Here is a 15,642-nt window from a genome sequence, read left to right as displayed (position 1 = left end):
TAGTATGAAAGTTCTTTATTTAGATTGTTTTGCCGGTATTAGCGGTAATATGTTACTTGGTGCTTTGATTCAAGCTGGACTCCCTGAACTGGAACTAAGAGCTGCTTGGAAGAAATTGCCCCTTTCAAATTACGAGATTGATATTCATTCCGTCAATAAGTGTGGTATCCAAGCGATTTATGTTGATGTCAAACCTGGCGAGGGACATCATCACAGGCATTTGCCGGATATTTTTCGGATTATTGATGATTCAACGTTGTCCGTACAGGTCAAACAGCAAAGTAAGCGAGTTTTTACCATCCTTGCTGAAGCAGAAGCTAAAGTTCATGGCACGACAAGCGATCATGTTCATTTTCATGAAGTGGGTGCAGTAGACTCGATTATTGATATTGTGGGGATTGTATTTGCGCTGGATTATCTGGGTATTGGGCATATTTATGCTTCTAAGGTTCAGGTGGGGAGTGGATTTGTGCGCTGCAGCCATGGTTTGATGCCTGTTCCGGCTCCGGCGACAGCAGAATTATTGAAAAGTATTCCAACTTATCAAGGGGATATCAAAAAAGAACTTACCACACCGACAGGGGCGGCTATTTTAGCTGCTTACGGACGTTCTTATGGTGAAAAGCCAGCAGGCTTTATTACAGATACTCTTGGTTATGGCGCTGGAACGCATGAACTGGATATTCCGAATGTGCTGCGCCTTCATCTTGGACACGTCCATCAGGAGAAGTCTGATGTTCAGAGTGAGGACCTATGGATGGTAGAGACGAATATCGATGATTCCACTCCGCAAGTTTTGGCATATGCTATGGAGCGATTGTTTGAAATGGGTGTTAATGATGCCTGGCTTACGCCTATTGTGATGAAGAAAAATCGCGCTGCTGTTATGCTAAGTGTATTGACACCTTACAAGCTCAAACAAAAAGTTTGTGACTTTATATTTACCGAAACGTCATCAATTGGGCTGCGGTTTTATCCGGTACAACGCACGATGGCTGAGAGAAAGATGATCCGTGTTGCTCTGTCTGGTGGTAGTTCCGTTGCCGTGAAGGTCAGTTCTTATCAAGGCCAAGTGACACAAGTCATGCCGGAATATGAGGATTGTCAGATCATAGCACGTCAATCAAAAATACCCTTAAAATGGATTCAACAGCAAGCAAGTGAGAATGCTTGGAAGTTTGTTCATAATAACGTTGAAGTAAAGGACTAGTGTTTTTTGGCAACAGCAGGATTTCTATGGCCGCTTGGCAGGATTTTCTGACTCTGTGTGGAAAATGTCAAAAAATTGCCTTACTAATTCCTAATATGAGAGGACGTACAGAGTGAAAAATAAGCGAGTCATTTATAGTATCATTGCTGTGGCCATATTATTGTTTGGCATCATAGGTTATCGGATTTACAGCAATGTTCAATCAGCCAAAATTAAGGCGGCATCTATCACAAAGGGAAGAATTGCTACGGTGGAAGTGATGCCAGTGTTTACCAAATCGGTTACACCTGTTTTGACATTCACGGCATCATTGGAACCTGGCTGGTATTCTGATATTAGCCCGAAGGTGGATGGCCGTATTGCTGCCTTAAATACAGATGAAGGTCAGTTTGTTACAGCTGGACAAGTTGTGGCGACAGTGGAAAATGCAGAATTCGCTAATCAGGCATCACAAGCTGAGGGAAGTCTCTATGCTGCACGTGCTGATTTGGCTCAAGCCAGGGCCGATTTTGACCGGGCAGCGATGCTTTTTGAGCAGGGAGCCATGTCACGGCAGCAATATGAAGCAGCTAGTTCTAAAGTAGAAAATCTCGAAGGGCAGGTACGCTCCAGTCAGGGTAATTTAGGTTATATGCAAAATCGCTTAAATAATGCCGATGTTGTCACGCCTCATTCAGGTAAAGTCATGAAGCGTTATTTGCAAGCCGGTGATTATGCCAAGGCCGGAACAGCGATTTTTAATGTGGCTGATACGAGTGTTATGTTGGCTAAAGCAACGGTTGGTGAAGGCCAAGTTACGCAGGTTAAGTTAGGGGATATGGCTCAGGTCATTATCGAAGCTTTATCTGATCAACCTCTAATTGGTAGAATTACGAAGATTTCTCCATCTGCAGCTGTTCCAGCTCGAACATTTGTTGTTGAGGTTACTTTAGATAATGCTTCAGATACACTTTTATCCGGTCTGACAGCCAAAGTTATGGCGAATGGCCGTGAACATCCCGATGCTGTTGTTGTGCCTGAATCGTCTTTAGTACTATTTGAGGATCAGCAGACTGTTTTTGTACTTAATGACGATAAAGTCGTGCAGCGAAAAGTTAAAGTTGGCTACGTGGGAGATGGCTTAGCCGAAATTTTGTCGGGCTTAAATCCGGGTGATCTGATTGTTGTAGCGGGCCAAAATGCTATCCGTGACGGTTCAAAAGTTCAAGTGACAGCCACACGGGAGGCCGGTTCGCTATGAGTTTTCTACGCGTCTTCATTAAGCGACCTGTTTTTACGACGATGCTTGTTTTTGTCCTCGTTGTTTTCGGGCTATCTGCGTTGCCTCGTCTTGGTATTGATTTATTACCTGATGTGGATTTTCCTATTGTTGCTGTTGTTGTGACCTGGGATGGGGCATCGCCAGAGGAAATGGAGAATTTAGTCGCTAAACCGATTGAGAATGCCGTTAGTGCTGTTTCGGGTATTAAGACGATTAAGTCTACTTCGCGGCCAGGCTTGGCGCAGGTTGTTATTGAATTTGTTCTTGGCACTGATCCTCGTATGGCTGCGGCCGATGTGAGGGAAAAGGTGGGTGGTATTCGCAAAGCCTTGCCTGATCAAATTGATGAACCAACTACACAGCGGTACGATATGACAGCTTCGCCGATTGTTTATTACAGCTTATATTCTGACCAGCGTCCCCGTGGTGAAATCCGTAAAATGGCCAATGATATCGTCAAAGATCGTCTGCAACAGTTAGATGGAGTTGGGAATGTAGCTATTTTAGGTGGTAGTGATCGTGAAATTCAAGTACGCATCGATCCTCGTCGTCTTGATGCCTATGGGTTGACACTTGATCAGGTTATAAGCGTTGTCAATAGCGCGAATGCCAATACGCCTGGTGGCTATGTGAAAGAAAAAGGCTATGAAATGGTTGTACGGACACTGGGACAATTCCACAATGTAGACGAAATTGGCGGTATTGCTGTTACTAATATCAATAATCAAGTGGTTTTCCTGCGTGACGTCGCCTCAGTAGAGGATTCTTTTGCTGAAGAACGCACTTATGCCGAAACAAGCGGCAGTCCCTCTGTCGTAGTATCGGTACAAAAGCAGTCGGGTACCAATACGGTTGCTGTAGCTGATGCCGTAAAAAGCGAAATGGATAAAATCGAGCAGGAACTGCCAGGTGATGTTCATATGGCAGTTGTGCGCGATGGTTCCTTATATATTAAGAGTAATGTAGAAGATGTGGAAATGTCCCTCGTTTTGGGCGGACTTTTAGCAGTTCTTATTGTTTTCTTGTTCCTGCGCGATACAAGAGCAACTTTGATTGGGGCTCTGGCCATTCCAACATCTGTTATTGCTACTTTTTCACTGATGAAAGTTGGTGGATTTACGCTTAATAATATGTCTTTAATGGGCTTAAGTTTGGCTGTCGGTATCTTAATTGACGATGCCATTGTAGTTGTAGAAAATATTCACAGACATATTGAAGAAGGAGCTACGCCAGCTGAAGGGGCTGTAGCAGGTACAGCTGAAATTTCCCTTGCTGTGCTTGCGACGACATTGTCTATTTTAGCTGTGTTTATTCCTGTCGGTTCCATGGGTGAGATTATTGGCATGTTCTTCCGACAATTTGGCTTAACTGTCGCATTTGCTGTGGCTTTTTCATTGTTTGTTGCGTTCACGCTTACGCCGATGTTATCGGCTAGATGGCTGCGAGCTGCTGGTGAAGCTGCGCCTAAACGTCCTGCTTTTATTGAGGCCATCAGCCGTCAGGTGGAGCGATTGCTGAATAAATGGGAAAGTGGCTTTGAAGCACTGCGCGATTTTTATCGGAAATTTTTGCAGTGGTCCTTACGGCGGCCAGTACTTATTGTCAGTGTTGCCGTGGTTTCTTTACTTGTCAATTTCTTTTTTGTTCCTTTTTTAGGATTTGAATTTCAGCCTACATATGATTCAGGTGAATTTAATATTAATATTACAGCTCCGCCTGGTACGTCGATTGAGCAGATGCGTGAACTATCCAGGCCTATTGAACAGGAAGTTCTTGCCATGCCAGAAACACGGGTAGCTTTTTTAAATGTCGGCTATAGTCATAATCCCGTGAATAAGGCGTTAGTTGGCGTAAAACTTACGGATGCAAGTGACAGGCAGCGTACAATGATGGATATTATGGATCAATTGCGAATGAAATTCCGGAATTATACGGGGCTGAAGATTTCGATTATGTCGGCATCAAGCATGGGGGGCGGTGGCGATAATCGCCCCGTACAAGTGGGTTTTCAAGGCGATGATATGCACATTTTGCTAAATTTGTCGCAAGAATTGGCGGAAAGGTTGCGCCATGTCGAGGGAGCTACTGATGTGGATACGTCAGCAAATGATTTTGAACCGGAAGTACAGGTTATTCTCGACAGGGCAAAAGCTGGTCAGGCCGGTGTGAACGCCGATACAGTGGGCTATGTTGTTCAAACCGCTTTTGCTGGTAACACAACGGCCAACCGTTATCGTGTCGGTGATAAGGATTATGATATTCGCATTCGTCTGCACGATAATTTGAGATTAAAACCCGATGATGTTGCAAATATTCGTGTTACAACAAAAACCGGTAGTCAAGTGCGGCTTGGCGATATTGCTCATGTCAATTTCACATCAGGTCCGACAGAGATAGACCGAGAAGATCGTCAAAGAGAAGTGATTGTCTATGCCAATAATATTGGTGTTTCCGCAGGCGATATTATTAATGCGACTAAAAATGAAATTAGCCAAATGAATATTCCTTTTGGTTATCACTATAAGTTTGTTGGTCAGACGCGTACAATGAATGACTCATTTAAAGAAATAGGTCATGCTCTGATTCTTGCTGTTATTTTAATTTATATGGTTCTTGCGGCCCAGTTTGAGAGCTTTATTCATCCCTTAACAATCATGCTATCCTTACCATTCGCTTTGATTGGCGCAATTCTGGGATTGCTTGTGAGTGCTAAAACCATTAATATTATGAGTCTCATTGGGATTATTATGTTGATGGGCTTAGTCGCCAAGAATGCTATCTTACTTGTAGATTATACGAATACCTTAAGAGAGCGCGACGGACTATCACGTGAAGAAGCCTTGCTTGAAGCAGGTACCGTTCGGTTACGTCCGATTTTGATGACAACAGCAGCCATGATCTTGGGCATGATTCCTATTGCATTGGGCTGGGGAGCGGGTGCCGAACTGCGTTCTTCCATGGGCGTTGTTGTTGTGGGAGGACTTATTACATCGACTATTTTGACCTTAGTTGTTGTACCTCAAATGTATATATTTATGGATAAATTGCAGACTTGGTGGAAAAATCACGGTTCCCATAACCAATCGTCAGGGAAAACAATGTAACATTATCGTGTCCTAGCCGCCTTAGTAAAAGCAAACCTAAGGCGGTTTTGTTATGAAAATGTTGACTTTGGGCAGGAAGTGGACTTTTCTTGTACAATTATTAAAGAGGACTCAGTAGGACTCAGTTTTTATCTATTCACTAGAAGTTCTCATTGCCCAAATGAATGAATTGGTTCATAATAGTATAGCAAAGTGAGTTGATTCACTTTGTTATCAAGTTGCGTGTTATGTGCAGAACACATTATGATCAAGAATATTCGTATGTTTAATGTGTCAACGTGTAAAATAATAAGTGATTATGATTTATCATAGGGAGTTGGTAGAATGAAAGCAGTTATCTTATTGTCAGGTGGTTTAGATTCTACTGTTTGTATGTCAGTGGCAAAGAAAAAAGGTTATGAATTGTATCCCATGAGCTTTCGTTATGGGCAAAGGCATAGCAGGGAACTTACAAGTGCACAGCAAGTTGCGGATCATTATGGTGTGAAAAAGCATTTGATCATCGATACAAATATGCAAGATATTGGTGGCAGTGCTTTGACAGATGAACATATCGCTGTACCTGAGGGCGATGTACAGCGGACAGGCATTCCTATTACCTATGTGCCTGCGCGCAATCTGATTTTTTTAAGCTATGCCTTGGCTTATGCTGAAGTGGTAGGAGCCGAAAAAATTTTTATTGGCGTCAATGCCCTCGATTTTTCGGGATATCCCGATTGTCGACCAGAGTTTATCGAGAAGTTTCAGAAGTTGGCTGATTATTCTACGAAGGCTGTTACGCAGGACCAGCGTCATATTACGATTCAAACACCCTTGCAATATTTATCAAAGAAAGAAATCGTATTACTAGGTACTAAGAATGAAGCACCTCTTCATTTGACAACGAGTTGCTATAATGGCGGCGACGAGGCTTGTGGTGTATGTGATAGCTGCTTGTTAAGATTGAAAGGATTTGCTGAAGCAGGTTTAACTGATCCCATTGCTTATCAACACGGCAGGAGTGAATAAGATTGAAAGATGTCCAGAACCTCACAGATACGCGCGGTATTGCTATTCAAAAAGTGGGTGTTAGTGAAGTCCATTTGCCCTTTTTGATTCAAACCAAAGCAGGAGATTTTCAAAGTGTACTAGCTAAAATAAAATTGACAGTGAGTCTGCCTGAAGAGTTTAAGGGAACTCACATGAGCCGTTTCATTGAAATTTTAAGTGAATGGAGCCAGCATCCCCTCTCGAATGGCGAAATGGAAAGTATTTTACGTGATACTTTATCTAAACTCCATGCTCAAAGTGCGGAACTCGTTATTCGCTTTAAATATTTTTTAGAAAAAACGGCACCGGTCAGTGGATTGAAGAGTATGCTTGATTATGATTGCTCTTTTTGTGGGAGAATGCAGCTTGGTGGAAAGATGGAGTTTACCATGGGAATTGTTGTCCCTTTCACCTCTCTATGTCCATGCAGTAAGGAAATATCAGCTTATGGGGCACATAATCAACGCGGTATGATGCGCGTTCAAATTCGACAGCAAGGGGAAGCTTTTACATGGATTGAAGATTTAGCCGTTCTACTCGAACAGCAGGGAAGCTGCCCTGTCTATCCTTTGTTGAAACGGGAAGATGAAAAATTTGTTACTGAAAAGGCTTATGAAAATCCGAAATTTGTGGAAGATGTACTGCGTGATTTGGTGCTTGAGTTAAGAAAATTGCCGCAAATTGAGTGGTTCCAAGTAGAGTGTGAAAACTACGAATCCATACATAATCATAGTGCCTATGCATCTCATATTGAACAGATTGACGGGTAGGTTTGAACATGAAATGCAGCTTGACTTGGCATGGTAACATAGAATAAGTGACAGCAGTTTGGAGCGAAAAGAATGATAGCTACTCATTTAAGACAACTTATCGTTAATGCTGACGATTTTGGACTACATCCTCTCGTTAATGCGGGAATTCTCGAAGGGCATCGGCATGGTTGTATTTCAAGTACATCGCTGATGGCGAGTGGGGGAGCTTTTTTAGAGGCCGTATCACTTGCAAAGCAAACGCCCACGTTAGGCGTGGGGATTCATTTGACACTTGTTGGGGCAGAGCGTACGGTTTGCTTGCCGGAAAGTGTACCCACTCTTGTCAATGAGCAAGGAGAACTTGCCAAGAGCTATGGTCAGTTTTTATCACGATATGTAGCAGGTCGCATCTGTTTAACGGAAATTCGTCGTGAATTGACTGCTCAAATTGAAAAAGTATTGGAAACGGGTTTAGCGATTACTCATTTGGATAGCCATCAACATATGCATGTTGTGCCAGGCATTGATGAAATTGTCCTGGATTTGGCCCAAAATTATCATATTTCAGCTGTACGCATTCCGGCTGAACCTTATTTTTTTGTTGGTGGTTTTCCGGGAACTCTGCCACGATTTATTGGACGGGGTGGACTGACTTTTTTAGCAAAAAGGGCTAGACGAAAATTTGAGCGGGCAGGTCTTCGGACAACGGATCAGTTTTATGGGATGTTAGCTGGCGGCACCATGCTTCCTGAATATTTTTCTAAAATAATCCGAATGTTGCCTGTAGGAAGTTCAGAGATTATGGTTCATCCTGGTAAAGAAAATCAAGCATTAAATGTTCATTATCCTTGGTGTTATCACTGGCAGGATGAATTGGCGGCTGTCATGCAGCCTGACGTGAAGGAAGAAATGCTGCACCAGTCTATTGAGCTTATTTCTTTTAAGGAGTTGTCTTATGTCTAAACTGTACCAGCGTTTGGCCTTTTTGATCTTACTTGTTGCTATTATATCTGGCACAGTCATTTATTTTACAGTAGATATTCATACCTTAAGCAGCTTGAATTTTTTTAAACCTTGGGCTTTGTTACTTGTACTGATATGCTTAGCGGTTGGAATGTTTTTTGATGGGTCGCGGTTGATGCATCTTGTACGTATTTCAGGGGAGTCCATTAATTTTATGCAGGCTGTTCAAGTTGTTTTTGGAAATTATTTTCTAGCTCTTTTAACACCAGGGGCAGCTGGCGGCGCTTTTGCACAAGTAATGTTTTTACGACATGCAGGTGTGCCCATTGGCAAGGCTACGGTACTTGTCATTGTTCGGACTTTATTGTCGATCTTTTTTTTAGTGCTGTGTATGCCTGTTGTTTTTATGGCTGAAAGCGATCATTTGCCATGGGTTTCACCAGAAATGTTGCTCAGCATTTCAGCGGGGATGTTTATCTTGGCTGGTGTTACTTTATGGTTGATTCGGACGAATTTACTCATTGTTTTTCTTCGTCCCTTATTAAAGAATGCCAGTCATTCCATTCGACGCAAAGTATTTGCTTTATATAAAGATGTACGAGGCGGTGTCATTTTACTGTCTTCGGCGCCATTGAGTATGATCCGGGTATTTGGTGAGTCGGCGCTCAGTCTGCTTGCCTTATATAGTATGGTTCCTGTCCTGTTTTTAGGGCTAGGTGTTCCTGTTGACCTAGGACATGTGATGGGAAGAATGATTTTTTTGAATTTCTTGCTTTATTTTGCACCGACTCCAGGTGGTTCTGGTATCGCGGAGGGAACATTCGTGTTGCTATTTGCGAGCGATTTACCTTCCGGTACGGTGGGAATTCTTGCAGTTGCATGGCGGGCATTTGCTGAATATCTGCCTTTTATTGTTGGTATGTATTTTACCATTCGTACATTTGGTCAGGATTTTTTGGCTCATCATATCAAATAGGGGGGAGTTTTTGTGAAAGTATTTTTATCAGGTGGGGCAGGTTTTATTGGTTCCCATGTCGCAGAGGCATTAATTGCGCAAAGTCATGATGTCATGATTTTTGATAATTTAAGTACTGGTTTACGGGAAAATGTTCATCCCAAAGCGAGATTTATTGAAGGCGATATTCGGAATCAGAACGTTCAGCAGCTTTTTGAACAGGAACATTTCGATGCGGTTATTCATTTGGCTGCACAGACGGGCGTGCCAGCTTCTATTGATTCGCCTGGCTATGATTGTGATGTTAATATTCTAGGAACAGTCAATTTGCTTGAAGCTTGCCGGAAGACAAATGTTAGGCGCTTTGTTTTTGCTTCAACAGCAGCTGTCTATGGCAACACGAATGAAGTCCCTGTGACAGAGTTGTTTCAGCCTGGTCCTACTTCTTTTTATGGGTTGAGTAAATTAACGGTTGAAAAGTATTTAGCCTTATATCACACCCAATTTGGGATAGACTATGTAGTATTACGTTATGCCAATGTCTATGGCGAGCGTCAGGGCGAGGGTGGTGAAGGCGGTGTCGTAAGCATTTTTGTTCGCAAGATTTTTAACCATGAACCTGTAACTATTTTTGGCGATGGTGGGCAAACACGTGATTTTATTTATGTTGGCGATGTGGCTGCCGCTAATTGTCAGGCCATTGTAACTAAGCGGCCTAATCAGGTATATAATATTAGTACGCAAACAGAAATATCGGTCAATACTATGCTGAAGTTACTTGAAAAGATTAGTGGTGGAAGGGCAAATGTGACGTATGGGCCCGCTCGTCAAGGTGATATTTATCAGTCTTTTCTGTCCCATGCTAGGGCGAAAGAAAAATTACCCTGGCTGCCAGCCATCTCATTAGAAACAGGTCTTGCACGGACTTATCACTATTTAACAACCAAGAGGGGGAGCTAAAGTGAAACGACTTCTGCCTGGACTATGGGTGATTATTGTTATTAGCCTGTTTGTGGTCTTTTTTCAACTAGGCTATGTGCCGCTTATAGATCCTGATGAACCCGTATATGCAGAAACCCCATTGGAAATGTTACAGACGCACGATTGGATTTCACCACGTATTTATGGGGAGTTTTGGTATGATAAACCACCCCTTTATTATTGGTTCGTTGCAACAAGTTTTTCCATATTTGGCAGAAGTGACTTTGCTGCTCGTTTGCCATCAGCTCTGATGGCAACGTTCACGGCGATTCTCGTTTATCAAGCGGGAGTGAGGCTGTTTGACCGCCGGGTTGGATTATTTTCTGGCCTTATTCTTGTCACGTCTTTTGAGTTCTTTTATATAGCCAAGGGTGCCGTGACAGATATGACCTTAACTTTTTGTTTAACAGCGGCATTACTTGCTTTTTTGTTTAAACGCTATACTTGGATTTATGTATTTGCTGCCTTGGCCACTGTAGCCAAAGGCCCGATTGGGCTAGCCTTTCCCGGAATTATTATTCTATTGTATTTGGCGGCAGGCAAAAGATGGTCCTTTTTACGGGAGATGAAAGTGCCGCAGGGAATTGTTCTTTATCTCGTCATTGCGGCACCCTGGTACGGTATTATGACTTATTATCATGGCAGCGATTTTATTAATACCTTTATTGGCTTTCATAATATTACACGCTTTACAACACCAGAGCATCCTGAAGGAGTGCTGTGGTACTATTATCTGCCTGTCGTGATCATTGGCTTTTTTCCATGGACGGCAGTACTTGTACAGTCTGTCAAGGCTTCACTTTATACATATGGGCAAACTTTTGCTAAACTACAATTTTTAAATATTTGGGCTTTTTTTATCTTATTGTTTTTTACTATGTCGCAAACCAAATTGGTATCTTATATTTTGCCCATGTATCCGCCAATGGCATTGATTATTGGCTGGTATCTCAGTCGCCTATGGGAAAATCGCCTGAGGGGCAAATATTTATCCTGGCCTATTACTGCGACTTTATTATTTGGTGGTTTCATAAGTGCATTAGTCTGGGCGGGACAGAAGTATCCAGAAATTTCACTTGGCATAACGCTGGCGGTAGGATTGCTTTTGGTCTGCCTGATCGGTGTTTGGTATGCTTATCGTCACCGTGATGTGACTAGCATGATCTATGTTCAAGTCGCAGCTATGGTAGTATTCAGTGCCTTATTTGTCACGCTCCTTATTGGCCCTCTTGCTGCTAATTTGAGCTGCCTAGGGATTTCTAAGGAATTTGTTCAGCATTATGATGGGCAAACGCCTGTTTACGTAGCAAAATTTTTACGCCCCGGATTTGCCTATTATAGTCGTGTTTATGGAAAAGAATTGAAGACGCCGGCTGATATGAACGAAGCTTTTGTTCAGCCTAAAGCCTATTTAGTACTCAAACAAGATGATTTAGATATTTTGCCTATGGAATGCAAACAGCAACTGGTGCTTGTGGCACAATCAGCAGATAAATTGCTCATGTTAAAGCAATAGGAGAGAAGTCTATTGAAGAAAAATATGATGAGTGTAACGTTGTTTTTTGTGTCGCTCCTGTTCTATTTGGCGTTTAATCAACATGTGCCTATTACGGATCCTGTAGAGTCCAATTATGCTTTGACTGCCAAAGAAATGGTACTGTCAGGAAACTTTTTATCGCCGCAAATTTATGGCCAGTATTGGTATGATAAGCCGATTATGATTTATTGGCTTATTGCAGGTTCTTTTCAGTTGTTTGGTCTGACTGAATTTGCTGCACGGTTTCCGGCGGCACTATTTAGTGCATTGAGTGTGACTGTTCTTTACCGCTTTACATATAGTTTATCAGGACGCCGGCATGCCTTGTTAAGCGCACTTATTTTAGGCACATCGCTGGAATATTGGTTACTAGCCAGGTTCGTCATTACAGATAGCGTTCTGTTTTTTTTCTCCAGTCTGTCATTAGCTTGGTTGTATCAGGGCATGATAGGCAAAGGAATATTTTATTATTACGGTGCTTATGCGGCAGCAGGTCTGGCTGTTTTAACCAAAGGCCCAGTAGGTCTTGTTTTGCCTGGTTTGATTGTACTATTGTTTATTACTGTGCGGCGCGAATGGAGAATTTTAACTGAATTATGTTGGGGGCGGGGGCTGACCATTTTTTTCGGTGTTGCTGCTCCCTGGTATTATCTGATGTATCTTCAGCATGGCATGGACTTTATTAATACTTTTTTGGGTCTGCATAATTATTTGCGGGCCACTGTTTCTGAACATCCGAAAGATAATGTTTTTTATTATTATTTGGTGTTATTTCCATTTAGCTTGTTGCCTTGGACGGGCCTTTTGTTTCCAGCAGTTTGGCAGGCTGTCAAAAAAACGAGCAGGCTTCATTGTTATCTGTTGACTTGGTTTGTGACTATTCTTGTTTTTTATACACTGATGGCTACGAAATATCCGACTTACGTTTTTCCAGCAGCTTTTCCAGCGGCCATTTTGATGGGCGAGTATTTGGAAAAAATGCTTGCCGAGGGAAGTAAAAAGTTTGGTCTTATCATCACATTCCCGACTCTTTTGCTGTTGTTGCTATTTGCTGCAGCTGGGCGTTTTGTTCCGCACAGCTTAACAGTTACAGGGATGCAACTAATTTGTTTGTGTATGATAGGGTGTCTCATTTTTATTCATATAAAAACCAATCGGGCTTTTCTTGTGGTTTCTGTGATTGCCATGACGTTGTGCAGTAGTTTACTTCTTATGAATGCAGCCTTAGTACCACTTGCTCACTATCGGTCAGCTAAGGAAGTGATGCGCAGCATACCTGAAAATGGGGCACTTGTTGGCATGTATGGTGAATATATGACTTCCGCTGACTATTATAGCGGCTATGTTATACCGAGACTTACAGCGATGCCTGAGGTGCGTGCTACTGACAGTGTCTGGTCAGGAAAATATACCATGCCAATACAAACACTGGCCGATTTTTTGAGTCAGAAACAGCCGGGCCAGCGTGTATTTGTGTTGATGAAAAATCAGGAGGCAGTTGATTTTACGGCTTTGTCTGATGCGGTGAATTTTCTCAAAATAGATGAACAACAAGGAATGAGTCTGTATGAATGGATTCCCTCCAAATAGGCTAGTTGTTGTACAAAAGAGGCTGTCCTCCATTGGACAGCCTCTTTGTATTAAATATATATTCACTTAATTTTCCAAGCTAGGGTTTTCTAAAGTTTCATCTTTTAACATATGTGGTGGACTGGGATAAAAGAAATGACACATAGCAGGTGAAAAATTCAGCTGTGCAAGTTCCTTATGGAGCAAATTGGATAAGTCTGTTTCAAATGGAACAAGCTGATCGTCGCTGACGGCAGCGTCTTCGACAAGTACTAAGACATAAGAATCGACAACAGGCGCATTTTCAGGAACTTCTGATCGTTCCAGCGGCATTGTTGGCACAAGCTTTACTGTTGCAATAGGTTCATCAGCTGTATTAGTTATTTTGGCACGGTACGTATTGAACCAAAGCGTGCGGGCTAAAGTTAATTTTAATTTCATATCCGGTGAATACACAAGTATCAGACAACCTTTCTAAATAGTGAGATTGTTTTATTATAACATGGAAATTTATAATAGTGAAACACTGCTATGAATGGATAAGTTATTGATATTATGGATTTACAAATGTATTGATGTTATTTAACGACTATTTGTACTACCGAGTTTTTGGCAAGATCCATAATTTGGGCAGGCGTTAGGTTATTTTCAGTTTGTTTGACAGGTAATGGTATTTCATCTGGAAGTGTGCTAAGTAGATTATTTATATAATTAATTTTCATGGAAAAATTAACATTCTGCGGAAATGATCCACTTAGTGCAAGCGACTTGAGGGGGTCCATCGTGGAACAGACGACACCTAAAACTTGTCCTTTCGTATTAAATAACGGGCTGCCGCTGTTTCCTGGTTGAATGGGTATGCTAATTTGGTACATTCGTACATCGTCCTGAAAGCCTGTTGTACTGTTAATAATTCCTTCACTCAGTTTCGCTTTTGCGCCTAATACAGTGGGCATGGGAAATCCGACGGTATATACAGTGTCGCCATTTTTAGATTCTGAGACATTGCCTAGACTTAAGGGGGTCACGGAGCTTTCCGGTTCTTTAACTTTTAAAATGGCTAAATCGTTTGCAGGATCTTTTGCTACAACAGTGGCGGATGTCAATTGTTCATTTCGATCTTTAATTTCAATTGTTTTAGCTGTTTTGACAACATGATAATTTGTTACAATGAGATGCGGTGTAACGAAGAATCCTGTACCGGAACCACTAAAGGTATTGCTGTTATTCTTACTTGTTTCGCTTGTTGGATATATTCTTATAAACATTTTTCTTTCTTTTTTATTGTTAGTGTATTGCAGCATATTATTGCCCATGAGATGAAAGGAAGTTCCCAATACTTGTTTTTCAGTAAAAATTAAAAGCTGCTGTGAATATTCGTATAACGATCCGACAAATAATTTATCCATAGTTGTTTTTTTTAACGCCAGCTTTATTTCGCCGGGTTTCCAGTTATGTGGAGTTGCTTCGGTGATGAATCCAATATAATCATGTCCTGAACATACTGAAAAAGTATTTTTAACAATAGCAAGTTCATAACTGTCGTCGTCGGTCAGCCAAATTCCTTCAATAGGGTCAAGGGTTTTATCTTTAAAGAACGTATCTATGGCTTGCTGGCGATTGAACTGACTTGTTGGCAGGGGGGCGGCAAAACAGGAGGCGGCAATAACGAAAGATACCAGTAGTATAAAAATAAAAAATAACCATTTCTTAGACATAAAAATTCTCCTTTGGCATGAAAAAATATGCATTATATTTTTTTGCCCCAAAATAACAGATAAATCAATAAGATCATGAATAAGATCATGAATAAGACATCTTCATAGCTGAAGCAGCGCTAAAATAAGCTATTAGTTGTGATGTACATGTTTAAATATAATAATTGCTTTTATATAATGAATATTATTTGTTTACGATTAACATTCTTCATTGCAGGAAGAATTTCCTTTTTTATTGTGTATAGATTAGATTTTATTTTAACATGCCTCATTGTTTATTGAATTTAAATTTTGTTTCTATTTCGAATTAAGCAGGAATCTGGCGTTATTGATGGAATATAACGCAATATAAATAAATATGTAGTATAAATAAATATTGAATTTTGGGAATAGGTGCATTTTGCTTAATTGGGAAGTCCGGTGTAATCCCGGCGCGGTCCCGCCACTGTATTGGAGAGCTTGTCTAATGAAAGCCACTGGTTAAACACTGGGAAGGCCTAGGCAAGCAATGAACCAGAGTCAGGAGACCGACCTGTTCTAACACACGCCGTTATGACCTACGA

The 15,642-nt window shown here is 41.5% G+C and carries 12 protein-coding genes and 1 riboswitch; of the genes, 10 read left to right on the top strand and 2 right to left on the bottom strand.

What is annotated here, in order from left to right; translation table 11 throughout:
• The first annotated feature begins 4 nt into the window (after positions 1-4).
• The 10 genes from larC (at position 5) to Ga0466249_RS20130 (ending at position 13,382) form a co-directional block, all read left to right on the top strand.
• On the top strand, positions 5-1,210 hold the full coding sequence (larC, locus tag Ga0466249_RS20175) for a nickel pincer cofactor biosynthesis protein LarC (protein WP_215831288.1): 1,206 nt from the start codon (positions 5-7) through the stop codon (positions 1,208-1,210).
• 112 nt (positions 1,211-1,322) lie between these two features.
• Positions 1,323-2,450: an efflux RND transporter periplasmic adaptor subunit gene (locus Ga0466249_RS20170; protein WP_215831287.1), complete on the top strand. Its 1,128-nt coding sequence runs from the start codon at positions 1,323-1,325 to the stop codon at positions 2,448-2,450.
• Entirely contained in the window at positions 2,447-5,575 is a 3,129-nt protein-coding gene (locus tag Ga0466249_RS20165; RefSeq protein ID WP_215831286.1) for an efflux RND transporter permease subunit, read from the top strand. The genes Ga0466249_RS20170 and Ga0466249_RS20165 overlap by 4 nt, the downstream gene beginning before the upstream one ends.
• 324 nt (positions 5,576-5,899) lie before the next feature.
• Positions 5,900-6,583, top strand: a complete 684-nt coding sequence (gene queC / locus Ga0466249_RS20160) for a 7-cyano-7-deazaguanine synthase QueC (RefSeq protein ID WP_215831285.1) — start codon at positions 5,900-5,902, stop codon at positions 6,581-6,583.
• 2 nt (positions 6,584-6,585) lie between these two features.
• Positions 6,586-7,374, top strand: a complete 789-nt coding sequence (gene folE2, locus Ga0466249_RS20155) for a GTP cyclohydrolase FolE2 (protein ID WP_215831284.1) — start codon at positions 6,586-6,588, stop codon at positions 7,372-7,374.
• Between the two features lie 72 nt (positions 7,375-7,446).
• Positions 7,447-8,319, top strand: coding sequence for a ChbG/HpnK family deacetylase (locus Ga0466249_RS20150; RefSeq protein ID WP_215831283.1), 873 nt, complete (start codon positions 7,447-7,449; stop codon positions 8,317-8,319).
• Positions 8,312-9,295, top strand: coding sequence for a lysylphosphatidylglycerol synthase transmembrane domain-containing protein (locus Ga0466249_RS20145; RefSeq protein WP_215831282.1), 984 nt, complete (start codon positions 8,312-8,314; stop codon positions 9,293-9,295). The genes Ga0466249_RS20150 and Ga0466249_RS20145 overlap by 8 nt, the downstream gene beginning before the upstream one ends.
• Positions 9,296-9,307: 12 nt before the next feature.
• Complete coding sequence (locus tag Ga0466249_RS20140) at positions 9,308-10,234, top strand: NAD-dependent epimerase/dehydratase family protein (RefSeq protein WP_215831281.1); 927 nt, start codon at positions 9,308-9,310, stop codon at positions 10,232-10,234.
• Position 10,235: 1 nt separating this feature from the next.
• Positions 10,236-11,771 carry an ArnT family glycosyltransferase gene (locus Ga0466249_RS20135; protein WP_215831280.1) on the top strand — a complete coding sequence of 512 codons (1,536 nt, stop codon included), beginning with the start codon at positions 10,236-10,238 and terminating at the stop codon, positions 11,769-11,771.
• Positions 11,772-11,783: 12 nt separating this feature from the next.
• Positions 11,784-13,382, top strand: a complete 1,599-nt coding sequence (locus tag Ga0466249_RS20130) for an ArnT family glycosyltransferase (protein WP_215831279.1) — start codon at positions 11,784-11,786, stop codon at positions 13,380-13,382.
• A 66-nt stretch (positions 13,383-13,448) separates the two neighbouring features.
• On the opposite strand, the gene Ga0466249_RS20125 is transcribed toward Ga0466249_RS20130, so the two are convergent.
• Together Ga0466249_RS20125 and Ga0466249_RS20120 are read right to left on the bottom strand one after the other, a co-directional pair.
• On the bottom strand, positions 13,449-13,817 hold the full coding sequence (locus Ga0466249_RS20125; RefSeq protein WP_312889809.1) for a hypothetical protein: 369 nt from the start codon (positions 13,815-13,817) through the stop codon (positions 13,449-13,451).
• Between the two features lie 122 nt (positions 13,818-13,939).
• Positions 13,940-15,079 (bottom strand): S1 family peptidase, encoded by a 1,140-nt coding sequence (locus tag Ga0466249_RS20120; protein WP_215831278.1) that lies wholly within the window; start codon positions 15,077-15,079, stop codon positions 13,940-13,942.
• Between the two features lie 374 nt (positions 15,080-15,453).
• Positions 15,454-15,629, top strand: a riboswitch (cobalamin riboswitch).
• Positions 15,630-15,642 lie beyond the last annotated feature (13 nt).

Source organism: Pelorhabdus rhamnosifermentans, from assembly GCF_018835585.1.
GTDB classification, from domain to species: Bacteria; Bacillota; Negativicutes; order UMGS1260; family UMGS1260; genus Pelorhabdus; species Pelorhabdus rhamnosifermentans.
This window is presented reverse-complemented; position numbering and strand designations above follow the sequence as displayed.